This is a genomic window from Minwuia sp. IMCC3009 (assembly GCF_029909415.1).
Classification (GTDB): domain Bacteria; phylum Pseudomonadota; class Alphaproteobacteria; order Minwuiales; family Minwuiaceae; genus Minwuia.
This window is the reverse complement of record NZ_CP123781.1, coordinates 2,888,073-2,911,405: the sequence shown is the minus strand read 5'-3', so window position 1 is coordinate 2,911,405 and position 23,333 is coordinate 2,888,073. Positions and strand designations below refer to the sequence as shown.

The window sequence follows — 23,333 nt, the reverse complement described above, 5'->3', positions numbered from 1 at the left end:
GTCAGGACGCTGCCTGCAGGGCGGCGGCCGGATCCCGCAGCAGCGCCTGAACGGCGGCGGAAACATCATCCTGACGCATCAGGCTCTCCCCGATCAGGAAGCTGCGGCAGCCCGCTTCGGCCATGCGGTCCAGATCGGCGCGGCTGTTCAGGCCACTCTCGCTGACGGCGACACAATCGTCCGGCAGGGCGCGGGCGCAGGCGATGGTGGTCTCCAGGCTGACGTCGAGGGTCTTGAGATTGCGGTTGTTGATGCCGATCAGGCGGCTCTTCAGATGGGTGCGGGCCCGTTCGAGTTCGCCGATGTCATGCACCTCCACCAGGACATCCATGCCCCAGCCGAGGGCCGCGTCCTCCAGTTCCTTCGCCTGACCGTCCGACAGCGCCGCCATGATCAGCAGGATGCAGTCGGCCCCGAGTGCCCGTGCCTCCGCCACCTGGTAGGTGTCGAGCATGAAGTCCTTGCGCAGCGCAGGCAGCGACACGGCGGTCCGTGCCGCGACCAGATAGCCGTCCGCGCCCTGGAAGTAGGGAATGTCGGTCAGTACCGACAGGCACGATGCGCCGCCTGCCTCATAGGCGCGGGCCAGCGACGGCGGATCGAAGTCGGCGCGGATCAGTCCCTTCGACGGGGATGCCTTCTTGATCTCCGTGATCAGCCCGTAGCGCCCGGCCGCCTGGTCCCGCTCCAGCGCAGCGATGAAGCCCCGGGGCGCATCCGCCGCCCGGGCGGCAGCCTCGACGGCGGCCAGCGGACGTTCTGCCTTGCAGGCGGCGATATGCTCACGCTTGTCGGCGCAGATGCGGTCGAGAACCGTGCCGGTGTCCGTCGTCATGCCTCAGGCCCCTCCGGTTTCATTGGAGATGGCGACAAGCTGCTCCAGCCGTGCCAGCGCCCTGCCGTTGTCCAGCACCTCTGCCGCCATTGCCGCGCCCTCACGCAGGGTCTCCGTCTTCTCGGCAACGATCAGACCGGCGGCGGCGTTCAGCAGCACGATGTCGCGGAAGGCATTCTTCTGCCCCTGCAGCACCCCGCGCAGGGCTGCCGCGTTCTCAGCCGGTTCCCCGCCTTTCAGGTCATCCGGTGATGCGACGGCCAGACCGGCGTCTTCCGGGGTGACGTCGAAGGTGCGGACCTGGCCGTTCGCCAGTTCGGCCACGTGGGTAACACCGGTGGTGGTCAGTTCATCCATGCCGTCCGCGCCATGCATGACCCAGACACGGTCTGCGCCAAGCTGGTTCTGCACATGGGCCAGAGGCTCGACCCACTGCTTCGCGAACACGCCCATGATCTGACGCTTTGCACCTGCCGGGTTGGACAGCGGTCCAAGCAGGTTGAAGATCGTGCGTGTCCCCAGTTCCACCCGTGTCGGGCCGACGTGGCGCATCGCACCGTGATGGCGCGGGGCCATCAGGAACCCGATGCAGGCATCCCTGAGAGACTTCTCCACCAGCGGGAACGGGCATTCGATGTTGACGCCCAGCGCGGTCAGCACGTCCGCCGCACCGGTCTTGGAGGACAGGGCGCGATTGCCGTGCTTGGCCACCGGAATGTCATGGGCCGCCAGCACGAAGCTGACCGCGGTGGAGACGTTCCATGTGCCCTTGGCATCGCCGCCGGTGCCGCAGGTGTCGATGGCGTTGGCCGGGGCGGTGATGCCCTGGGCCTTGGCCCGCATGGCCATGGCGCCGCCGGTCAGTTCATCGACCGTTTCACCACGCACCCGCAGCGCCATCAGGAATGCGCCCATCTGCGACGGCGTGGCATCGCCGGACATCATGATGTCGAAGGCGGTGCGGGCATCCTCCACGGAAAGTTCCTGGCGCTCGGCCACGCGGCCGATCAGCCCCTTGAAGGTCTCGATCTCGTTGGTCATCAGGCTGCCCTCTTCAGTCCGGCAGAATTCAGGAAGTTGCCGAGCAATGCATGGCCATGCTCCGAGGCAATGCTCTCCGGGTGGAACTGGACCCCGTGCACCGGGCGGTCCCGATGCTGCAGGCCCATGATCACCCCATCCTCGGTGCGGGCGGTGACCTCCAGCACGTCCGGCACACTGGCCGGCGCGACGGTGAGCGAATGGTAGCGCGTGGCGGAGAAGCCGTCGGGCAGCCCCTCGAAGACGCCCGTGCCCGCGTGGTGGACCCTGGACATCTTGCCATGCATCAGTTCTTCGGCGCGCACGACCTCGGCACCGAAGGCCTGCCCGATGGTCTGGTGGCCCAGGCAGACGCCGAAGATCGGCAGATCCGCAGGCGCATTGCGCACCAGATCAAGGGAGATGCCGGCACTCTCCGGCCGACCGGGGCCGGGGGAAAGCACCACTGCCTCCGGCTTCAGGGCGAGTGCATCCTCCACGCTGATCATGTCGTTTCGCCAGACTGTGACCCTGGCACCCAGTTCGCCCAGATAGTGAACGAGGTTATAGGTGAAACTGTCATAGTTATCGATCAGCAGAATCATGGTGTCGGTCCCAGGCGAACAGCGCCGGAGGGCGCGCCGAATTCCGCCGCACCGTCAGGGCGGCGTCAAGAAAACAGTGCGAACGCGGGGCGTCAAGCATGTCGCAGCATCAGGGCAGGGGTGGAAGGACGCGACAGGTGCGTCGATTGGGGCTTGGCGTTCTGCTGCTGGCCCTCGGCGTGCTGGCGCTGGCGCTGTTCTGGCCGGACCGGGTGGTGGAGCCGACGGTGCTTCACCCGGGTCAGCGGATGGATGCCAGAGCGCCCGACGGCAGTCCGGCACTGGACCGGCTGGTGGCGATCTTCCCGCGACTGACCGCGACCGTCCCGTCGCGTGAAACCGACGGTCGCGCGCGCATTGCCATCGTGCTGGACGACATGGGGCCGGACCGGGCCGCCCTGAAACGCGCCTCCGGCCTGCCGGTCGCCGTGACCTTCGCCTTCCTGCCCTATGCCGACAATGTGCGCGAACTGGCGAACGGCGCACGCGGGGCGGGGCGCACTGTCCTGCTGCACATGCCGATGGAGCCGATCGGCCCGGCAAATCCCGGTCCCGGAGCACTGCTGGCGGATCAGCCACCGGCGGAGCAAATCGCCCGTCTGGACGCGGCACTGGCGAAATTCGACCGGCTGGATGGCATGAACAACCACATGGGCAGCCGGCTGACGGCGGACCGGGAGGCCATGGACCGGATCATGGCGCGGCTGGCGGGGCGGGGCCTGTTCTTCCTGGATTCCCGGACCACGGCGGACACTGTCGCCGCAGGGGCGGCGGAACAGGCCGGACTGCCGACGCTGTCGCGCGACGTGTTTCTGGACGCTGATGGTACAGGCGCGATGGCGGCGGCGCAGTTGCGGCGTACGCTGGAGATTGCGTCAGCGACCGGGCAGGCCATCGCCATAGGGCACCCGCACCGGCGGACACTGGATGCGCTGGACGCATTCGTCGCGAACCTCGACCGGACACGGTTCCGCCTGGTTCGGCTCTCCGATCTGGTGCAGGTCAGCGCGGCGCGTTGACGCCACCGCTCTGGGCGAAGCGGACGGCTTCCTCCGCCGCGCGCATCAGGGCCTTGGCCTTGTTCACCGTCTCCTGATACTCGGCTTCCGGGTCACTGTCGGCGACCACGCCGCCGCCGGCCTGCACATGCATGACCCCGTCCTTGACGATGGCGGTGCGCAGCACGATTGCCGTGTCCATGGCACCGCTGGCCGAGAAATAGCCGATGCCCCCCGCGTAGAGGTGGCGCTTGTCACTCTCCAGCTCGTCGATGATCTCCATGGCGCGGATCTTCGGCGCACCGCTGACGGTGCCGGCCGGGAAGCCGCCGATCAGGGCGTCCAGCGCATCATGCGCCGGGTCCATCTCCCCTTCCACGTTGGAGACAATGTGCATGACCTGGCTGTAGCGTTCGATGGCGAACTCCTCGGTCACCTTCACGGTGCCGATCTTCGCCACACGGCCCACGTCGTTGCGGCCCAGGTCGAGCAGCATCAGGTGTTCCGCCAGTTCCTTCGGATCGGCAAGCAGCTCCTTCTCCAGCGCCAGATCCTCCGCCGGGGTCGCTCCGCGCGGTCGGGTTCCGGCAAGCGGGCGGACCGTGACCAGGCCATCGCGCACGCGCACCAGGATCTCCGGGCTGGAACCGACGACGGAGAAATCGCCGAAATTCAGGTAGTACAGGAACGGCGAGGGATTGGTCCGGCGCAGGGCGCGGTAGAGCGCGAACGGCGGCAGTTCGAATGGCACCTCGAAGCGCTGCGACGGCACCACCTGGAAGATGTCGCCGGCGCGGATGTACTCCTTCGCCTTCTCCACCATGGCGTAGTACTCGGGCCGGGTCATGTTGGACTTCGGCTCCGGCAGGCTTGCCAGATTGTCCACGCCGCTGCGGCTGTAGGGCAGGGCGCGTTCGAAATCGGCCACCGTATCCGCCAGCCGCTCGCAGGCCCGGTTGTAGGCCTGGCGTGCGCCGACGCCGGGCTGCGGCCAGACCGGTGTCACGATGCTGACCATGTCGCGCACGGAATCGAAGATGGCGATGACGGTCGGGCGCACATACAGCGCGTCGGGCACACCCAGCACGTCCCTGTTGGCGGCGGGCAGCCGTTCCATCAGCTTCACGGTGTCGTAGGCCATGTAGCCGAACAGCCCCGCCGACATGGGCGGCAACTGGTGCGGCATGTCGATATGCATCTCCGCCACAAGCTTGCGGAAGCTCTCCAGCGTCGGTTCGGCACAGGGCTCGAACGCGTCCGGGTCGAACCGGGCGGAGCGGTTGATCTCGGCGCTGTTGCCATGCGCGCGCCAGATCAGGTCCGGCTTCATGCCGATGAAGGAATAGCGACCGCGCACGGCGCCACCTTCCACCGATTCCAGCAGGAAGACGTTCGGGCGGCCGTCCGCCAGCTTCATGAAGGCGGAAACCGGGGTTTCCAGGTCGGCGACGATCTCGGTCCAGACCACCTGGCCCTCACCCGCGTCATACCGGGTGGCAAAGTCATCCGCGCTTGGTGTGAAGGCCATGGCTCAGGCTCTCCTGATCGGGTCGGGCCGGTCGGCCGCGACCGCTATTCGATGTCGCGCAGCAGGGCCGGATCGATGGCCTGGATCATCGCCTGGCGATTGACCCCGACGCCGAACTCGTCCCGCAACTGCTGCTGATAGGTGGCGAAGGCATCCTCGGCCATGGATTCACCGATGGCGGCCTCCAGTGCCGCAATCTGGCCAGCACTCTCGAGCGGATTGGCCTCGACGATCTCCACAACCTCGGCCAGGACCTGGGCGGGTTCGCTGGCGTGCGCACCGGCCGCATGGTCTCCGGCCTGGGCCGAGAAGACGACCGAGCGCAGGTTGCCCGCCAGCTCCGGTGCGCCGCCCTGGCGGGTCACGCTGTCTGCGGTCTGCACCGTCACATCGAACTCGCTGGCCAGTCCGTCAAGCGTGGTGCCTGCCTGCAGGCGCTCCAGCAACTTGTTGCGCACGTCGGCGGCAGCTTTGGCCAGGTTCTCTGCCCGCCATGCCGCTGTCACTTCCGTTTCCACCTCGGCGAAGGGGCGCAGTTCCGGTTCCATGACCTCCACGACCTCGACAACGAAGTAGCCGCCATCGCTGGTTTCATGCCGCTCCAGGTCCTCGTCCTGGGTCTGCGCGAAGGCTATCTCGAGAGCCTGCGGCGGCAGCGGCGTATCCAGTTCCGCGCCGTTCATGTCGACACCATTGCGGTCAATGGGACCAATCTCCCGCACCGCGACACCGACGGCATCGCCGACAGCGCGCAACCGGTTGCCACCAGCCAGTTCGTCCTCGACCTGGTTACCGAGATCAATGACGCGTTCCAGCGCGTGCTCGATCCGGATGGCGTTCAGCAATTCCTCGCGCACCTCCGCAAGCGGTCGCGTGGTCGCCTCCGTCACCTCGGTGACCTGCACCAGATGCCAGCCAAAGGCGGTCTGCACCGGTCCGGCAACCTCACCGACCGACGCGTTGAACACGGCGTCGCCGAGATCACCCGGTACGTCGCCGGGGCGCACGGTGCCCAGGCTGGTCGGTGCGTTGCCGTTCTGCTTCTCCACGGCGGCAGCGAAGGACAGGCCCTCGTTCACGCTGGCCAGCACGGCGTTGGCCGCATCCTCGTCCGGGAAGATCGCCTGATCCACCGTGCGGGAACCCGCAACGCTGAAGCTGGCGATCTGATCCTGATAGGCCTGCTCGATCTCCGCGTCATCCACGACGATATCCTGGGCGATGATCTCGGGGGACAGGTCGATCAGCAGGATGCGACGGCGTTCCGGGGTGGAGAACAGCTCCGGGTGGGCTTCGTGATAGGTCGTCAGATCGTTCTCGCTCGGCGGTGCCGTGTCGGCCAGACGGTCATTCGGCACGGAGATGAAACGGATGTTCCGCGCCTCGTTCTGGAACGCGAACAGGGCCCTGGCGTAGGCATTGACGCCCACCTCCAGCCCGGCAGTCACGGATGCCTGGATCTGACGACGGATCAGGTCACCGCGCAGATCCTCGGCGAAGGCATTGGGGGAGCGGTAGCCAAGCTGGCGGATCACCTGCTCGAACCGGACAGGATCGTACTGGCCGAGCTGGTTCTGGAAGTTCGGGTTGGCGTGGGCCGCCGCACTGACGGCGGAGTCCGGCACGGCAAGGCCGAGTTCCGTCGCCCGCAGGTTCAGCGTCCGGCGGTCGATCAGCGACGACAGCACCTGGTCATAGATGCCGAATGCCAGTGCCTCGCGCGGCTGCAGCACCATGTTCTGCTGTTGCTGGAGCAGGCGCAGGCGGCGGCTCGCCTCGTTCGCGAACGTGCTGGCGTCGATCACTTCCCCGCCGACGTCCGCCACCGGCGGATTGGTCGGGCCGGTGATGTAGTCGTTGATCCCCCAGAAGGCGAAACTGAGAATGAGCAGGACCAGCAGGATTCGTACGACCCACTTGCCTGCGCCCTTGCCGAGATTGCTGATCATGATCCGCCGCTGATGTCCGTGATATTGAGGATGGCGGACATTACGCATCAGGCGGTGCATCCGCAACCTGCGGAAGGCGCGTTCTCGGCGGGATCAGGCGGATTTGGGCTGCGGGGCGCGAATCGGTTGGCTTGGCGGCCCCGACAGCGGATGCTTGGGGTTGGTGAACGGGCTGAATTGACGGGGGCAGGACATGCGCAAGATGCTGATCGCGGGAAACTGGAAGATGAACGGCCTTGCCGGTGATGCTGCGCGCGAAGCCACGGCACTCGCCGAAGGGCTCTCGGTCGCCGCACATGTGCATCTGCTGATCGCGCCGCCCGCGACCCTGATCTCGCCCCTGCGCATCACGCTGTTCGAACGAGGCATTGCCGACCGCGTGGCCGTCGCGGGACAGGACTGCCACGCGGAGGTCAGTGGCGCACACACCGGCGATGTGTCGGCGGAGATGATCGCCGATCTGGGCGGCAGCCACGTCATCGTCGGCCATTCGGAACGGCGCACGGATCACGGTGAAACCGACGCTATCGTCAAGGCCAAGGCGGAGGCTGCGCTGCGCGCCGGTCTGATCGCCATCGTCTGTGTCGGCGAGACGGAGGCGGAGCGGCGCGCGGGCGAGACCCTGGCGGTGCTGCAGCGGCAGGTCAGCGGCTCGCTGCCGGAAGGTGCCACGATGGTGAACACGGTCGTTGCCTACGAGCCTGTCTGGGCCATCGGCACCGGCCTGACCCCGTCCACCGATGACATCGTGGAGGCCCATGCGGCGATCCGTGCCACGGCGGCGGCCCGGATCGGCGACGTCGATACCCTGCGGATCCTCTATGGCGGCTCGGTAAAGCCGGGCAACGCCGCTGAACTGCTCGCGCTCGAGGGGGTCGATGGCGCCCTGGTGGGCGGTGCCAGCCTGAAGGCGGCCGATTTCCTGAGCATCGCGGCGGCGGCACCCGTCAGGGAATAGATCAGCCTGGCTGTTTGGCGTCGTCCTGTTCCTGCGCCAGGACGGCCCGCAGACCGCTGCGATAGTCCGGGTACTGCAGCTTCACACCCAGTTCCGACTTGATCAGATCATTGCTGACCCGTTTGCTCTCCCCATAGAAGCTGCGGCCCATCGGGCTCAGGTTGGCCTCCTCGAACGGGGTGTCGGGCGGGACAGGCATGCCCAGCAGATTGGCCGCGAATTCCACCACATCCTGCGGCGGTGCCGGTTCGTCATCGCAGACGTTGTAGATGCCCGCGCGCCGGGGGCGGTCGATGGAGGCCAGCAGGGTCCGGGCGATATCCGCGACATGGATGCGGGAGAATACCTGACCGTCCCGGATCACCCGCCGTGCGGTACCCTCCCGCAGGGCCCTGAAACCATTGCGTCCGGGGCCGTAGATTCCGGCGAGGCGGAAGATCTGAACGGCGGCGTCGGTTTCGTCCTGCAGGTCCAGCCATTGCCGTTCCGCCAGCACCCGCCGTTCCCCGCGCCGCCCGGCGGGCTTCAGTTCCCCGGTTTCGTCCACCCAGCCACCCTGCCGGTCGCCATAGACCCCGGTGGTGGAGAGATAGGCCACCCACTCCAACGTCGCACAGGCGAGGATCTGCCCGCGTGCGTGGCGCAGTACCGGATCGCCGTCATCGTCCGGGGGGATCGACGCAACAATGTGGGTGACGCCATCCAGCGCCCCGTCGGGCAGTGGGGCACGCCCGTCGAAGGCCACCCCTGCCACATCAGCGGGCAGGGACCCGGCCGTCCGCTCGGTTGCCGCGATCGAGAAGCCGCGCTGGCGCAGCTGTGGTGCCAGGGTCTTGGTGGAGAAGCCATATCCGAAACAGAACAGCCTCATTCCCGTGCCTCCAATCCGAATTTCGCGGCCAGCCGGTCAATGCATCGGTCCAGATCAAAGGCTGACCGGACCCTGGCCTCACCTGCCTGACCCATGGCCTTTCGTGCCGCCGGATCACGCAGCATCCGTGACAGCGCAGCGGCCAGCGCCTGCGGATCGTCAGGGGGGACCAGCAGACCGGTCTCCCCGTCCCGCACCAGCTCCGGGATGGCCGAGACAGCGGTGGCGACCACCGGCAGCCCCTGGCTCTGCGCCTCCATCAGCACATTGGGCAGGCCGTCCCGGTCACCATCATCGGCGATCCGGCTGGCCAGCACGAACAGGTCCGCCTGTCGGCAGGCCTCCAGCACCGCCTGCTGCGGTTGCGGGCCGCGCCAGTCGATCCGGTCGGCAATGCCAAGCGCTTCCGCCTGCTGTTTCAGTTCGGCGAGTTGCTCCCCGCCCCCGATATGGATGAACCGCCAAGGCAGACCGATCTCCGCCAGCGCCTTCAGCAGCACCGGATAGCCCTTCTTCGTGACCGCCCGCCCGACGGACAGGATGACCGGCACAGGGTTCGCGGGACGCGTAGCGGGGGCAGGGGGAAAACGCGTCAGGTCAAGCCCGTGATAGACCAGACTGACCCGCCCTTCCGGTGCCAGTTCGGCCAGATGATCGGCATTCGCTGCGGTGCAGGTCACGGCGAAGGCGCAGTCGGCAAGTTTCTCCCGCTTCTCCCACGCCGGGCTGGTCCAGATGTCCTTGGCATGCGCGGAGACACTCCACGGCAGCCCCTTCAGCAGCGCGGCATAGCGGGTGGTGGAGGCCGGAGTGTGCAGGAAATGGGCGTGCAGGCGGGTGACCGACGGCGGCAGTTCGGCGGCCAGCACCACGGCCTGCCCGAAGCGGCGCACACGGTTCACGGTCGGATCGCGCCGGTAGTCCCGCCCGAACAGGGCAGTGGCAGCCTGCCAGGTCGGCCAGGCGGAACATGTGCGCCACGCCTGGCGGACCCGTGCAGGCTCATCGCGCAGATATTCGGGCAGATAGCTGACCGGGGCCGCGATGTCCTGATGCACGGGATGGCTTGTCGTATCGGTCGGATGGCGCAGGGACCAGATGTCGATGGCCAGGCCGCGCTGTTCCAGCGCCAGGATCTCCTGGGCGATGAAGGTCTCCGAAAGCCGGGGATAGCCCTTCAGGACGAAGGCCACCCGCCCGGTCGCGGGAGGGGCAGTGCTCAAGCCGGCTTGACCGCAATCCGTGCGGCCGTGTCGATGCGGTTCAGGTAGGGGCGATTGCCCTTCTCGGCGAAATATTCGTCCGTGGCCTGACGCGCGCCGGCATAGGCCCCATAGTCGTCGATGATCAGGAAGCCGCCGGTGGTGAGCCGCGGATAGAGATGATCGAGTTCGTGGCGGGTGGACCGGTACCAGTCGGTGTCCAGCCGCAGCAGGGCGATCCGGTCCGGCGCAACCTCCGGAATGGTTTCCTCCACCACGCCCTTCACGTAGATCAGCCGGTCCTCCGGATAGCCGGTGCTGGCCAGATTGGCCTTCACCTGATCGATGGGCGCGTAGCACCATTCGTTGTGGTCATCGCGCTGCTGCATCTCCCAGCGGCTGATCGTGTCCGATCCATCGCGCTGGCGGATGTCGATCTCCTCCGGTTTCACCATGCCGGTGTAGGTGTCATAGAGGTAGATGTTGCGGTCGGTGACGCCCATGTGCAGCAGGGTCAGCGCCATGGTCATGGCACTTCCGCCCTGCCAGACGCCGCATTCGACGAAATCGCCGGGAATGTCCTGCTCCACCACATGTTTCGTGGCGGCATAGAGCGCGTGAACGCAGTCCGGTGTGGTCAGGGTGTGGTCGCCCACCTTGCCGAAGATCTCGCTGAAGATCGGCTCCATGTCCCGCGGCAGCTTCATCTGCCGGTTGCGCAACCCGTGCTGCGGCAGCTTGCGGAACGTGAAGTCGTAGCCGTAGCGCAGGGCCAGCTTCTTCAGTTTCATGTTGACCATTGTCTGGACCGCCTGTCGTTCAGGCCGCGCGGGCCGGATCACGACCAAGGCGACGTTCCTGCTCCCGACGGTAGGGTGCGGGCAATTGCAGTTCCGTCGCCACGTTGCGGAAGTGGAAGCCGAGGCTGATCCGCGGTTCATCGGTACGATTGTGGAACGAGGCATGGACCGTGTAGGTGTGCGCCAGGACGGCGTCACCGGCCTCCAGCACCATCGGCACCGGTTCGCGGAACGCGCTCATCTCGCAGCGCAGGTTCTCCAGCCCGAACTCGTCAGTGGCCACATCGTGAAAGATGCGTCCCAGCTTGTGGGTGCCGGGAACCATCCAGATGCAGCCATTGTCCTCGTTCGTCGCCGTCATGGGCACGAAGACACAGCACACGCGGGAATCGCTCAGACCCCAGTAGACACCATCCTGGTGCCAGTGCTTGGTCCGCACTTCCTGCGGCAGCTTGGTGAATGCGAAGCTCTGCAGCAGCGTGGACGGCCCGTTTGCCGCCTCGATCAGGCCCTGGATCCGGTCGGAACGCATCATCTCATCGACCGCAGCGGACTTCGTGTTGATGTCCTTCTGCCGACGATGGTTCTCCGCCACCAGCCGTTCCACATCCGGGCGTATCCGCGCGAGTTGAGCCTGCGGGATCCAGTCCTTCAGGATGACGTAGCCGTCCCTGTTGTACTGCTCCGCCTGCTCTACCGTCAGCAGATCGCCTGCTTCGGCGGGCACGAACTGCTGTGCTTCGATGAAATCATTGATCGCCATGAGGCGTATTTAGTCCCTGATGGATGAAACGCAAAGTCCGGTGGACCACGGTCGGATCGTCGCAGGGGCAGGGTCACACGGGCGGCGGAACCGTTCAGAACATCTTCCGCACGGCACTGGTCCTGACCTTCCCCTTCCGGTCCAGCCATGGCGCGGCCAGGCGGTTGACGTTGGTCAGGCCCTCCAGCAGGCCGGGGACGACGATGTCGGAAGGCTTCTTCTGGCGCGGCAGGGCACGGATCGCGGCGGCCATGACCTCCGGGTCGCGGTCATCGTCCAGCGGTGTCATCTGCACCAGGCCGAGCGCCGCAGCGCGTTCCGCGCGGATCGTCTGTTCCATCCGGGGCACGCTGCGCGGCACGATGATGGCGCGCTTGTCCAGCGAGAGCACCTCGCAGAAGGTGTTGTAGCCGCCCATGGCGACCACCCCTGCCGCGCTGGCCATCAGGTTCTCGAAATGCGGGTCGAAGGTAATGGCCTCCACCCTGTCCAGCTTCGCGGCACGTTCATGGAACCCGGCCTGCAGTTCCGGGGCCATGAAGGGACCAAGCGCCAGCAGCGCCGGATAGGGCAGCAGCGGATCGGTCTCATAGGCGCGCAGGACCCAGTCGATCAGCGCATCGCCGTCACCGCCACCACCGGTCGTGACGAGCAGGAACGGGCGGTTGGTGATCTCCGGCAGGGAAACGGAAGGCGCGGTGCTCGGCCGCCGGGGCAGATAACCGGTGTAGACCATCTTGCGCGACACGCTCTCCGGAATTTCCAGTCCTTCCAGCGGGTTGCAGATCTGCGGCAGGCCATAGACCCAGATGTCGTCGTACAGGTCTTCCAGCGCCGGCAGCACGTTCTTGCGCTGCCATTCGGGTACCAGCAGCTTCGGTTCGTCCATGACGTCGCGCAGGCCGAGTACCAGCCGGGTGCCGCGCTTCTTCAGCATCTCCAGCGTCGGCATGACCTCGCCCCGCAGGCCCAGCGGTTCCTTGTCGACGATGAAGATGTCGGGATCGAAGCTTTCCGCCGTGTGCTGGATGATCGACGCGCGCAGCGCCAGCATGTCCTCGATATCCAGATGCAGGTTCAGCGAGGTATATTCGCCGTTGCGCAGCTTGATGACACCGGGGACGCGCACGAAATCCACGCGGGCGCGAAAGTCGAAGCTGCCGATGATCGGCGAACCCGACAGTATCAGCACCGACAGGTTCTTGTTGTTCTCGACCAGCGAATGGGCAATTGCCCGGCAACGCCGCAGGTGTCCCAACCCGAAAGTATCGTGGCTGTAGATCAGGACACGCGAACCTTTTCCGTTCGCCATTCTATTCCCCATTGCGCCGATTGTTCCGGCTGGTGTTGCGCGGGACTATGGCAGAATCGTCACGTGGCGGCAAACGGCTTGTCGGTGGCCAAGCATCGCGATTGTCGCAGGGGGCGCGGTCCACTAAGGTTCGTGACAGAGAACGTCTGCGCGGTGCTGGGCCGGGGGTGGCAACCAGCATGCGCCATGCGTGAGGGGGAAGCGGCTTGGAACGGAACGTATTCAGTTTCATCCTGAAATACAGCTATCGCCAGCAGATCGTCCTGGTGCTGCTTGCGGTGGTGAACATGCCGTTCACGATGCTCGGCTACACGCTGGTCGAGAAGATCGTGAACGAGGGTATTCAGGGCTTCCGCAAGGTTCCCGAAATGGTGACCCAGGCTGATGGCTCGACCATCGAGAAATCGGTCAAGACAACGATCGACTTTCCTGAGGCCGTCTTCAACATCGGGCCCGAGTTCGATCAGGTCATTTTCCTCTTTGTCCTCGTGGGTCTGTTCCTGCTGAACATCCTGCTGCTGCAGGGCATCAAGTACGCGCTGAACGTCTATCGCGGTGTCACGGCGGAACGCATGCTGCGGCGCCTGCGCTATGCCCTGTTCCAGCGCATCCTGCGGTTCCCCAAGCCGACGTTCAAGAAGACCAGCCAGGGTGAGGTGATCTCCATGATCACCGGCGAGGTGGAGCCGCTGGGCGGTTTCGTCGGCGAATGTTTCTCCCTGCCGGTGATGCAGGGCGGCATCATGCTGATGTCGCTCGGCTACATGCTGATCGCGGACTGGAAGCTGGCGCTGGCCGCCGTCGCGCTCTACCCGCTGCAGTTCTACATCATCCCGAAACTGCAGAAGCGTGTGAACCTGCTGGGCAAGGAACGCGTCAAGCGCGTCCGGAAACTGTCGGAGAAGATCGGTGAGACGGTCACGGGCATCGGCGAAATCCATGCCCATGACGCCTCCAACCTGGAGCTGGCGACATTCTCCGAGCGGCTGAACGGCATCTATTACATCCGCCTGCAGATCTACATCTGGAAGTTCATCATCAAGTTCGTGAACAACTTCATCCAGCAGCTCGGTCCGGTGATGTTCTATTCCATCGGCGGCTATCTGGTGATCAAGGGCGAGCTTGACCTGGGTACCCTGTTCGCCGCCATCAGTGCGCACAAGGAAATCGGCGCGCCCTGGAAGGAACTGCTGGGCTACTACCAGCGTCAGGCCGACGCCCGCATCAAGTACGAGCAGGTGGTGGAGCAGTTCGCCCCGGCCGGACTGTTCGAGGAAGAGCGTCTGATGAGCGAGCCGGAAAGCCCGGTCCGCTTCGAAGGCGAGATCAAGGCCAGCGGCGTCACCCTGACCGACGACCAGAACAACAGCATTCTCGACTCGGTCAGTTTCACGCTTGGCCTGGACAAGCGGGTCGCCCTGGTGGGCGGCGGCGGATCCGGGCGTGATGAGCTGGCCGAGGTGATGGCCCGGCTGATCGACCCGGACCGTGGCACGGTCAACTATGGCGAGCACCTGCTGCAGGGCCTGCCGGAAGCGGTCACGGGACGGCGGATTTCCTTCGTCGACAATGCGCCGTTCATCTTCAACCTGACGCTCGGGGACAACCTTTTCTACGGCCTGAAGCATCGGCCGCTGAAGGAAGCGACCTACGAGGGCGACAGGAAGAAGGAGCGCGACAGCTACGTCACCGAGGCGCAGGCTTCAGGCAATCTGGATTACGACCTCGCCGCAGACTGGGTGGACTATGGTGCCGCCGGGGTCGAGGACAATGTCGGCCTGCGCCGCGCGGGTATCGAGGCGCTGAAGGTCGTCGGACTGGACGAGGATGTCTATCAGTTCGGCCTGCGCGGGCGGATCGATCCGGAGAAGCGGAGCGATATCGCCGAGGGTGTGCTGAAGGTGCGCAAGGCGCTCGACGAGCGGCTGACGGACCCGTCCCTGGCCGTCCTGATCGAACGGTTCGACCCGGCGGCGTACAATTCCAATGCGTCCCTGGCCGAGAACCTGCTGTTCGGCACGCCGGTCGGCGATACCTTCGATCTCGACCATCTGGCGGACCACCCCTACATCCTGGAGGTGCTGGAGAAGGTCGGCATGACGGATCAGATGGTCAGCATGGGCTATCAGGCCGCCGCTACCATGGTCGAACTGTTCTCCGACCTGCCTCCGGACCACGAACTGTTCCAGCAGTTCAGCTTTGTCTCGTCGGACGACCTGCCGGAGCTGCAGGGTCTGCTGGCGCAATATACCAAGGACCAGCTGGATGGGCTGAAGCCGCATGAGCGCGCGAAGCTGATGTCGCTGCCGTTCAAGCTGGTACAGGCAAGGCACCGTCTCGGTATCATCGACGACGCGGTGAAGATGAAGGTGCTGGAGGCGCGCAAGGCCTTTGCCGAGAACCTGCCTGACGACCTGTCCGGCTCGGTCGCCTTCTTCGATCCGGACCGCTACAACGCCGCGGCCAACATTCAGGACAACATCCTGTTCGGCAAGATCGCCTACGGTCAGGCGCAGGCGCAGGACCGTGTCGGTTCCCTGATGCGGGAGGTCATGGCGGAACTGGGCATCATCGAGACGGTGTCGGAGGTTGGTCTGGAGTTCGAGGTCGGTATCGGCGGTTCGCGCCTGACCGGTGCCCAGCGCCAGAAACTGGCCCTTGCCCGTGCAGTGGTGAAACGTCCGGATGTCCTGATCCTGACCGAGGCCACGGCATCGCTGGATACCAGCAGCCAGGCACGGATTCTCGATGGCCTTCTGACCGACTTCGAGGGTCGTTCCATCATCTGGGGTGTGCATCGCCCGGCGATGGCGGAACGCTTCGATCATGTGCTGGTCATGAAGGGCGGACGCATTGTGGAGAGTGGCAGCTTCGAGGAACTCAGCAAGGAAGGCACCGCGCTTTCCCAGCTTATCGCAGCCGAAGCCGCCTAGGGGAGATACGACCTTGAGCCTGAATGAAGAAGTCGAACTGCTGCGTCAGATCCCGATGTTCCAGAAGGTGGAACAGTCGAAGCTGAAGCTGCTGGCCTTTACCTCGGAGCGGCTGACGTTCCCTGCCGGGGAGATGGTCTGCGAACAGGGGGAGCCCGGCGATTCCATGTATGTCATCGTGCAGGGCGATGCGGACGTGATCGTGAATCTGCCGAACGGGCCGCTGACCGTCGCGCAGTTGCACAAGAACAGCTTCTTCGGCGAGATCGCGATCCTGTGCGACATCCCCCGAACGGCCACGATCAAGGCCAAGACCGAGCTTGTCACCCTGCGGATCACCAAGGACCTGTTCTATCGCCTGGTTTCGGAGTTCCCGCAGATGACCATCGAGATCATGCGGGAGATCGCCTTCCGCCTCGACCGGACGACGCAGGACCTGCAGCAGGCCCGCAATGACCTGAACAAGCTGCAGGGGGTCGACTAGGGCCGGACGGGACCGGCCCGGTTCAGCGAAGATGAGTCGCCTCGATTCCGTCATCGAACGCCTTTGCGCGCAGCGCGCGTGTCTCGACTGGGCCGCATCCGCCATCGACGGTCTTTCCGGCGATGTGCTGGAGCTTGGCCTGGGCAACGGACGCACCTTCGACCATCTGCGCAGCCTGCTGCCTGACCGCCGGATTCTGGTGTTCGAGCGTCAGGTGAACGCCCATCCGGACTGCATTCCCGCCGATGAGGACCTGCTGCTGGGCGATTTCCTCGAAACCCTGCCGCGGGCCGCGCGGATGATCGGCCGCTCGGTGGCACTGATCCATGCCGACACCGGAACCGGGGACAAGGCCGCCAGTGTCGCCATGGCCGCGATGATCGCACCGCTGCTGTTGCCCCTGTCGCAGGCGGGAACGATCCTGGTCAGCGACCAGCCGCTGCCGGATCCGGCTTTCGCGCCACAGGACCTGCCGCAGGGCGTGCGTCCCGGGCGCTATCACATCCACAAACGCATCTGAACGAACGGACGGACCCGCAATGTCTGAAAGCATTGAAGAGACGAAGCGCGAGCGTGCGCTCCGCATCCTGCGCAGCCGCCCGCTGGCCCCGGCCAGCGAACTGCTGGGGCAGTATCTGATGGACTGCGACCCGGACCGGGGCTGGGCGCGGGTGCGCTACACGGCCCGGCCGGAATTCATGAACGGCATCGGTGTCGTCCAGGGCGGCATCCTGACCGCCATGGTCGACGAGGCCATGGCTGTCGCCTGCATCATCAGGGGTAACTTCGGCATCATCATCCCGACCCTGGAACTGAAGGTCAGCTTCCTGAACGGTGGCAAGCCCGGGGAACTCTTCGCCGAGGGTCAGGTCGAGAAGCTGGGCAAGTCGGTGGCCTTCCTGTCCGGCCGCCTGTTCGACGCCGATGGCGAGATCGTCGTCACGGCCACCGCGACGGGACGGGTGCTGCAGCGCAAACCGAAAGGAGCCTGACGGCCTACTCCGCCGCCGCCGCCGCGCCGTTCAGGGGCAGGCCGAGCGTTTCCCAAACGGCCAGCAGCGCCTCGACCAGTTCATCCATCAGCTCATCGCTGTGGCGCGGGCCGGGGGTGATGCGCAGCCGTTCGGTGCCGCGGGGCACCGTGGGATAGTTGATCGGCTGGATGTAGATGCCATGCACGTCCAGCAGCATGTCGGTTGCCTGCTTGCACAGGGCCGGGTCACCGACCAGCACCGGGACGATGTGGGTGTTGGACCGCATGACCGGCAGCCCGACCTCGGCCAGACGGCGTTTCAGGGTGGCGGCGCGCTCCTGCTGCTGCTCCCGCTCCAGATTGCTGGTCTTCAGGTGGCGGATGCTGGCAACCGCGCCAGCCGCGACGCCGGGGGGCAGTGCCGTGGTGAAGATGAAGCCGGGGGCGTAGGAGCGCACGGTGTCCACCAGATCGGCGGAGGCGGCGATATAGCCGCCGATGACGCCGAAGCCCTTGGCCAGCGTGCCCTGGATCACGTCGATGCGGTCCATGACCTTCTCACGCTCCGCCACGCCGCCGCCGCGCGGGCCGTACATGCCCACCGCATGCACCTCGTCCAGGTAGGTCAGCGCCCCGAACTCGTCGGCCAGGTCGCAGAACTTCTCCAGCGGGGCAATGTCGCCGTCCATGGAGTAGACGGATTCGAAGATCAGCAGTTTCGGCCGGTCCGGATCGGTCTCCTCCAGCAACTGCCGCAGGTGATCGACGTCATTGTGGCGGAAGATCTTCTTCTCGGCCCCGGAATGACGGATGCCGGCGATCATGGAGGCATGGTTCAGTTCATCGGAGAAGATGACACAGTCGGGCAGGAACTGGGCGATGGTGGAGATCGCGGCCTCGTTGGCGACAAAGCCGGAGGTCATGACCAGCGCGGCCTCCTTGCCATGCAGATCGATCAGTTCCCGTTCCAGTTCCACCAGCGGATGGTTGGTGCCGGAGATGTTGCGGGTGCCGCCTGCGCCGGCGCCCATCCGGTCGATGGCGTCCTTCATCGCGGTGGTCACGATGGGGCTCTGGCTCATGCACAGGTAGTCGTTGGAACACCAGACGACCACATCGGGCTTGTTGCCTCCGGAATGGTTGGTGGCGCGCGGGTAATGTCCGGCGTGGCGTTCCAGTTCGGTGAAGACGCGATACCGCTTCTCTTCATGCAGCGACTGCACGGCGCTGGAGAAGACTTTCGCATAATCCATTGGTGGAACCTTTCGACTGGTTCTGGATTCCGTCTCCGGCCCTTTCGGTACTGGAGAGGGTAGACATATCGGGCGCGCATTGTGCCGTCAAAACCCGCTTGCGGCGAGTGTGACGGATGCGACAATTCCGCGTCACGCGGGCCGGCCATGACCAGCTTCAGGTCGGGCAGAACCGCATGATCGCAGCGATCAGCAGGCCGATGCCGCCATACTGGATGATCACGAAGATGCTGCGCACGAGATGGTGCAGCAGGCCGACAGGTTTTCGCTGGCTGGGCCAGAGCGGTGCAATGCGCGGCAGGATGATCAGCGGCAGCAGCATGGCAATCAGGGCACCGATGCGGATGGTGGTCTGATCCCCGGCGGAGGCGACAGCCGCGCCAACGAAGATGATCAGCACGGCCGCGCTGGAGGCGACGCCGACCCAGCCGCCGGAAAGCAGGAACAGCAGCTTCACGTCGTGGTGCCGCCAGCCGAGCCAGAACATGCTCTGCGTCACCCAGACCACAAGCGCGAGCGGCCAGAGGATCGGCGGGTCCGCCGCGCACCGGTCAAGGCTCCAGCCCCACCAGAGTGCCGCCCCGCCGAGGGCGAGCAGCAAGAGCTGGCGCAGCACGAAGGCGGCGATGGTTGTCTGTTTCTGCGAGGCGGTCTGCATGCGGCGCAAACTGCGTCAGGCCCGCTGCCTTGGCATTGTGACCGATAGCCGCGCGATGCGGTTGACGCGGCGGGACCTTGCGGGAACACTCGCGGCTGCTTCGGGGAGGATGAGAATGACTGGCAATACTGCAACGGATGGCGAGGATCGCCGCAATGTGGCTGACGTGCTGCGGAGGCATGCCCGCGACAGCGGTGACAGTATTGCGCTGGTCTTCGGCGAACGGCGAACGGACTATGCGACCCTGGACCGCCAGGCCAGTTGCATCGCCAACGGTCTGATTGCCGCGGGCATTCGTCCCGGTGAGCGGGTCGGCCTGATCGCGAAGAATTCCGATGATTTCATCGCCCTCTACTATGGCTGTGCCAAGGCCGGTGCGGTGCTGGTGCCGGTGAACTGGCGCCTCGCGGTGCCGGAGATGGCCTACATCATCAACGACAGTGGTGCGCGTGTGCTGGTGCTTGGCCCCGGCTATCACCATCTGGGCACGGACCATCGGGGCGAGATGCCGGCCGTGGAGACCATCCTGGCGATCGATGGCCGGACCGAGGGCGTCGCCGAACCGGATGACCTGCGCGAATGGTACGGACGGCAGGCCGATGTCGATCCGATGGTGCCGGTGCTGGCGACGGATATTGCGGCGCAGCTCTATTCCAGCGGCACCACGGGGCACCCGAAGGGAGTCCAGCTCAGCCACTTCAGCTGCTTCGAGCTCTGGCCGATCCTGAGTTCCAACGAGACCAAGGCCTATGGCCGCTGGACCGCGTCGGACGTGAACCTGATCTGCATGCCGCTGTACCATGTCGGTGGCCTGAACAATGCCCTGGCCGGCCTGTACGTCGGGGCCATGACCGTGATCATGGCGGAGGCGGTGCCAGGCGAGATCCTGAAGCTGATTCCGCAGTACCGGGTGACCAAGTCCTTCATGGTGCCTGCGCTGATCAATTTCCTGCTGCAGTCGCCGGGCTGCGCGGAGACGGATTTCTCCTCCATCGACGAGATCTGGTACGGCGCGGCCCCCATTCCGGCGGAACTGCTGCGTCAGGCCATCGAGGTCATCGGCAACAAGTTCGGCCAGGCCTACGGGATGACGGAGAGCAATGGCGGCGGCGTCTACATGAGCCCCGACGAACATGACCTGTCGAAGCCTGAGCGCCTGCGGGCCTGTGGCCGGGCCGCGCCGGGCTACGAGATCCGCGTGGTCGATGAAACCGGCAAGGACGTACCGACCGGTGAGGTGGGGGAGATCATCCTGCGCTCCACCACCCTGATGTCGGGTTACTGGAATCTGCCCGATGCCACCGCGAGCACGCTGAAGGATGGCTGGCTGCATACCGGCGACGCCGGATACTTCGATGACGAGCAGTTCCTCTACATCTACGACCGGGTGAAGGACATGGTGATCTCGGGCGGTGAGAACATCTATCCGGCGGAGGTGGAGAGCGCCCTGTTCGGCCATCCGGCGATTGCCGATGTCGCGATCATCGGTGTCCCGGACGAACGCTGGGGGGAGGCCGTCAAGGCCGTGATCGTGAAGAAGGCCGGTGCCGAGGTGACGGAGGGCGAACTGATCGCCTATGCCCGCGAACGTATCGCCCATTACAAGTGCCCCAAGTCGGTGGACTTCATCGATGAACTGCCGCGCAACCCCACGGGCAAGATCCTGAAGCGCGAACTGCGCAAGCCCTACTGGGAGAAGGCCGGGCGCAATGTCAGCTGAGAAGTTTTCGTGAGCGATATTCCGATCATCGACCTGTCGCACCCGTCACGCCCCGAAGGCGGCGGCGTGCCGGCGCAGATCGCCACTGCCATGCAGCGCAGCGGGTTCTTCTACATCACCGGTCATGGTGTGCCGGACCAGGTCATTGCCGCTGCCGTGGAGGCAGCGAGAGGTTTCTTTCGCCTGCCGGTGGAGCAGAAGCGCAAGGTGGCCGTGACCCGGCACCATCGCGGTTTCAACGCACTGGGTGATGCGCGCATGTACGGGGCGAAGCGCCCGGACCACAAGGAGTTCTTCCAGATCGGCCTCGACCTGCCGCTGGATGATCCGGACGTGATGGCCGGTCAGCCGCTGCGCGGGCCGAACATCTGGCCCGACGCGCCCGCAGCGTTCCGCAGCGTCTTCGAAGCCTACTACGCGGCGATCGCGGACTGTGGCCAGCGGCTGTTGCAGGGCGTGGCGCTGAGCCTCGGGGTGGAGCGTGACTTCTTCGCGCCGTTCTATACCAAACCGCTGCAACGGACGCAGGCCGTCTGGTATCCGCAGCAGCCCCGCGCGCTGGGGGACGACCAGTTCGGCGTCGCGCCGCATACCGACTTCGGCCTGATCACGCTGCTCTGGCAGGATGACAATGGCGGGCTGGAGGTCTGTCTGCCGGATGGCACCTGGATCGCCGCGCCGCCCGTGCCTGGGTCGCTGGTGATCAATGCCGGGGATCTGATGGCACGCTGGACGGCGGGACGCTATCGCTCGACCCTGCATCGCGCCACCAACCGGCACGTGGCGGAACGCCTGTCCATCGCCACCTTCCATGACCCGGACTTCAATGCGCCAGTGAACCCCGCCGATCTGGTGGGGGTGGCGGCAGCAGACGGGGCGGAGGTGACCACGGCGGGCGCTCATATCCTGTCGCGGATCAACGAATCCTTCGGCTACCGCAAGACCGAGGCTGCGCGTGACGGGACCGTGGGCGCTTGATCGAGGCGCTGATCTATTTCACGGGGGCGTTCTTCCTGCTGATCATCACCCCCGGACCGGGCGTGCTCTCGGTTGCCGGGGTCGGGTCGGGTTTCGGCTATCGCACCGGAGTGCGCTACATCGCCGGGCTCTGGCTCGGAACCAACCTCGTGGCCATCGCGGTGGTCAGCGGTCTCGCCGTGGTGCTGGAAACGGTGCCGGAGCTGCAACTGGTCTTCCTGGTGGTCTCCGTCGCCTTCCTGTTCTATCTGGCGGCCCGGATCGCACTGGCCGGTTCGACGATAGCCTTCGCGCGGGCCGTGAAGGTGCCCGGCGCGGTCGATGGCATCTTCCTGCAGTTCGTCAATCCGAAGGCCTATGCGGTCAATGGCACCCTGTTCGTCAGCTTTCCGCTCGGGTTCGAGAGCACGACCACCGAGATCATCGTCAAGTTCGTGCTGATCAACATCATCTGGGTGCCGGTCCACTTCGCCTGGCTCTACCTCGGGGTCTCCCTGAAACGCATGGCACTGGCACCCGCCACCCAGCGCCGGATCAATATCCTGATGGCGCTGGCGATGGTCATCGTCGTCGTGCTGGCACTGTTGCAGGGACAGGGTATGCTGGACGGGTGACAGCATCGACCCTGTCTGTTTCCAACCGTTCAGCCCGGAGGGTGTAAGATGCCCGACCTATCCGACGCGCATCACGCGGTCTGGCTGAGCGGAGAGTTCGTTGCAGCGGAGGGACGCGGCGAACTCTCCATCGCCTACCAACCCATTGTCGAACTGGCCACGTCCCGTGTCGTGGGGGCGGAGGCGCTGTTGCGCTGGACCCACGCCACGCGCGGCACGGTGTCGCCGAACACGTTCATGGGTTTCGCGGAGCCGGAGGGGCTGCTGTCCGGTCCGGGTGCATTTGCACTGCAGACGGCACTCGATGACCTGGCGTGCTGGCGGGAAACCAGGCGTGCCGCGCAGGGAATGTTCGTTTCGGTCAATGTTTCGCCGACCCAGCTCGATTCACCGGGGTGGGTCGGCGATCTGAAACAGGCCATCGACGACTGCGGCATGGCGCCTGAAGACCTGCATCTGGAACTGACCGAGACCGCGCCGCCGCCTGGGCCGGGTGCGGCGCGGGCACTGCAGGCCTTGCACGATCATGGCTTTCACATTGCCATAGACGACTTCGGAACCGGTTATTCATCTCTGTTGCGGGTGCAGAACCTGCCTTGCGACAGCCTCAAGATCGACCGGGCCTTCACCGCAGGTCTGCCTGACGACACAGCCTGCAAGGCCATCGTGGCCAGCAGTCTGGCGCTGGCGCATGGCATGTCGATGGGCACGGTGGCAGAGGGGATCGAGACTGTCGCCCAACGCGATCACCTGCACGACGCCGGGTGCGACCTGGGACAGGGCTACCTGTTCGGCAAGCCGGTCGATGCGGCAACCTTCATGGCGGCGCACCTCGACTGAGGGGCAGGGCGACCGATCATCCCCGATCGCCGTCTGCCT

Annotated in this window: 22 protein-coding genes; 10 read left to right on the top strand and 12 right to left on the bottom strand. The window is 65.4% G+C overall.

The window, feature by feature from the left end; translation table 11 throughout:
* Window position 1 precedes the first annotated feature (1 nt).
* From trpC to QGV55_RS13580, 3 genes are read right to left on the bottom strand one after another with little or no spacing between them, the layout of a single operon-like run.
* On the bottom strand, window positions 2–835 hold the full coding sequence (gene trpC, locus QGV55_RS13590) for an indole-3-glycerol phosphate synthase TrpC (RefSeq protein WP_281016245.1): 834 nt from the start codon (window positions 833–835) through the stop codon (window positions 2–4).
* Window positions 836–838: 3 nt separating this feature from the next.
* Window positions 839–1,876 carry an anthranilate phosphoribosyltransferase gene (gene trpD / locus QGV55_RS13585; protein WP_281016246.1) on the bottom strand — a complete coding sequence of 346 codons (1,038 nt, stop codon included), beginning with the start codon at window positions 1,874–1,876 and terminating at the stop codon, window positions 839–841.
* The gene (locus QGV55_RS13580) at window positions 1,876–2,460 is read right to left on the bottom strand and encodes an aminodeoxychorismate/anthranilate synthase component II (RefSeq protein WP_281016247.1); all 585 of its coding nucleotides are present in this window, start codon (window positions 2,458–2,460) and stop codon (window positions 1,876–1,878) included. The genes trpD and QGV55_RS13580 overlap by 1 nt, the downstream gene beginning before the upstream one ends.
* Before the next feature lie 137 nt (window positions 2,461–2,597).
* On the opposite strand from QGV55_RS13580, the gene QGV55_RS13575 reads away from it, so the two are divergent.
* Entirely contained in the window at window positions 2,598–3,479 is an 882-nt protein-coding gene (locus tag QGV55_RS13575) for a divergent polysaccharide deacetylase family protein (protein ID WP_281019964.1), read from the top strand.
* Here QGV55_RS13575 and trpE read toward each other — a convergent pair.
* Both trpE and QGV55_RS13565 read right to left on the bottom strand, forming a co-directional pair.
* On the bottom strand, window positions 3,463–4,986 hold the full coding sequence (gene trpE, locus QGV55_RS13570) for an anthranilate synthase component I (RefSeq protein WP_281016250.1): 1,524 nt from the start codon (window positions 4,984–4,986) through the stop codon (window positions 3,463–3,465). The genes QGV55_RS13575 and trpE overlap by 17 nt on opposite strands.
* A gap of 44 nt (window positions 4,987–5,030) precedes the next feature.
* Window positions 5,031–6,935: a SurA N-terminal domain-containing protein gene (locus tag QGV55_RS13565; protein WP_281016251.1), complete on the bottom strand. Its 1,905-nt coding sequence runs from the start codon at window positions 6,933–6,935 to the stop codon at window positions 5,031–5,033.
* 193 nt (window positions 6,936–7,128) lie between these two features.
* Between QGV55_RS13565 and tpiA the strand changes: the two genes are divergently transcribed.
* The gene (tpiA, locus tag QGV55_RS13560; protein WP_281016252.1) at window positions 7,129–7,893 is read left to right on the top strand and encodes a triose-phosphate isomerase; all 765 of its coding nucleotides are present in this window, start codon (window positions 7,129–7,131) and stop codon (window positions 7,891–7,893) included.
* A 1-nt stretch (window position 7,894) separates the two neighbouring features.
* Here tpiA and QGV55_RS13555 read toward each other — a convergent pair whose 3' ends face one another.
* The 5 genes from QGV55_RS13555 to QGV55_RS13535 all read right to left on the bottom strand — a co-directional run bounded on the left by QGV55_RS13555 (window position 7,895) and on the right by QGV55_RS13535 (window position 12,841).
* Window positions 7,895–8,764: an SDR family oxidoreductase gene (locus QGV55_RS13555; protein ID WP_281016253.1), complete on the bottom strand. Its 870-nt coding sequence runs from the start codon at window positions 8,762–8,764 to the stop codon at window positions 7,895–7,897.
* Complete coding sequence (locus QGV55_RS13550; RefSeq protein ID WP_281016254.1) at window positions 8,761–9,987, bottom strand: glycosyltransferase family 4 protein; 1,227 nt, start codon at window positions 9,985–9,987, stop codon at window positions 8,761–8,763. Before QGV55_RS13550 ends, QGV55_RS13555 begins: the two co-directional genes overlap by 4 nt.
* Window positions 9,984–10,757, bottom strand: a complete 774-nt coding sequence (locus QGV55_RS13545; RefSeq protein ID WP_281016255.1) for a TylF/MycF/NovP-related O-methyltransferase — start codon at window positions 10,755–10,757, stop codon at window positions 9,984–9,986. Before QGV55_RS13545 ends, QGV55_RS13550 begins: the two co-directional genes overlap by 4 nt.
* Window positions 10,758–10,785: 28 nt before the next feature.
* A complete protein-coding gene (locus QGV55_RS13540; protein ID WP_281016257.1) occupies window positions 10,786–11,529 on the bottom strand; it encodes a phytanoyl-CoA dioxygenase family protein in 744 nt (247 codons plus the stop codon).
* A gap of 94 nt (window positions 11,530–11,623) precedes the next feature.
* On the bottom strand, window positions 11,624–12,841 hold the full coding sequence (locus QGV55_RS13535) for a glycosyltransferase (RefSeq protein WP_281016258.1): 1,218 nt from the start codon (window positions 12,839–12,841) through the stop codon (window positions 11,624–11,626).
* Window positions 12,842–13,047: 206 nt separating this feature from the next.
* Between QGV55_RS13535 and QGV55_RS13530 the strand changes: the two genes are divergently transcribed.
* Genes QGV55_RS13530 through QGV55_RS13515 form a run of 4 tightly spaced genes read left to right on the top strand, consistent with a single transcriptional unit; the run spans window position 13,048 to window position 17,250 of the window.
* Window positions 13,048–15,774, top strand: a complete 2,727-nt coding sequence (locus QGV55_RS13530) for an ABC transporter ATP-binding protein (RefSeq protein ID WP_281016259.1) — start codon at window positions 13,048–13,050, stop codon at window positions 15,772–15,774.
* 13 nt (window positions 15,775–15,787) lie between these two features.
* A complete protein-coding gene (locus QGV55_RS13525) occupies window positions 15,788–16,258 on the top strand; it encodes a cyclic nucleotide-binding domain-containing protein (protein WP_281016260.1) in 471 nt (156 codons plus the stop codon).
* 31 nt (window positions 16,259–16,289) lie between these two features.
* Window positions 16,290–16,778 (top strand): class I SAM-dependent methyltransferase, encoded by a 489-nt coding sequence (locus tag QGV55_RS13520; RefSeq protein ID WP_281016261.1) that lies wholly within the window; start codon window positions 16,290–16,292, stop codon window positions 16,776–16,778.
* A 19-nt stretch (window positions 16,779–16,797) separates the two neighbouring features.
* Window positions 16,798–17,250 carry a PaaI family thioesterase gene (locus QGV55_RS13515; protein WP_281016262.1) on the top strand — a complete coding sequence of 151 codons (453 nt, stop codon included), beginning with the start codon at window positions 16,798–16,800 and terminating at the stop codon, window positions 17,248–17,250.
* A 4-nt stretch (window positions 17,251–17,254) separates the two neighbouring features.
* Here QGV55_RS13515 and hemA read toward each other — a convergent pair whose 3' ends face one another.
* Window positions 17,255–18,484, bottom strand: a complete 1,230-nt coding sequence (hemA, locus tag QGV55_RS13510; RefSeq protein WP_281016263.1) for a 5-aminolevulinate synthase — start codon at window positions 18,482–18,484, stop codon at window positions 17,255–17,257.
* Between the two features lie 157 nt (window positions 18,485–18,641).
* Window positions 18,642–19,142: a hypothetical protein gene (locus tag QGV55_RS13505; protein ID WP_281016264.1), complete on the bottom strand. Its 501-nt coding sequence runs from the start codon at window positions 19,140–19,142 to the stop codon at window positions 18,642–18,644.
* 115 nt (window positions 19,143–19,257) lie between these two features.
* On the opposite strand from QGV55_RS13505, the gene QGV55_RS13500 reads away from it, so the two are divergent.
* From QGV55_RS13500 to QGV55_RS13485, 4 genes are read left to right on the top strand one after another with little or no spacing between them, the layout of a single operon-like run.
* Complete coding sequence (locus tag QGV55_RS13500) at window positions 19,258–20,862, top strand: long-chain-fatty-acid--CoA ligase (protein WP_281016265.1); 1,605 nt, start codon at window positions 19,258–19,260, stop codon at window positions 20,860–20,862.
* A gap of 9 nt (window positions 20,863–20,871) precedes the next feature.
* Window positions 20,872–21,840 carry a 2-oxoglutarate and iron-dependent oxygenase domain-containing protein gene (locus QGV55_RS13495; protein ID WP_281016266.1) on the top strand — a complete coding sequence of 323 codons (969 nt, stop codon included), beginning with the start codon at window positions 20,872–20,874 and terminating at the stop codon, window positions 21,838–21,840.
* Window positions 21,837–22,454 carry a LysE family translocator gene (locus QGV55_RS13490; RefSeq protein WP_281016267.1) on the top strand — a complete coding sequence of 206 codons (618 nt, stop codon included), beginning with the start codon at window positions 21,837–21,839 and terminating at the stop codon, window positions 22,452–22,454. Before QGV55_RS13495 ends, QGV55_RS13490 begins: the two co-directional genes overlap by 4 nt.
* 48 nt (window positions 22,455–22,502) lie before the next feature.
* Window positions 22,503–23,294 carry an EAL domain-containing protein gene (locus QGV55_RS13485; protein WP_281016268.1) on the top strand — a complete coding sequence of 264 codons (792 nt, stop codon included), beginning with the start codon at window positions 22,503–22,505 and terminating at the stop codon, window positions 23,292–23,294.
* The last annotated feature ends 39 nt before the right edge of the window (window positions 23,295–23,333 follow it).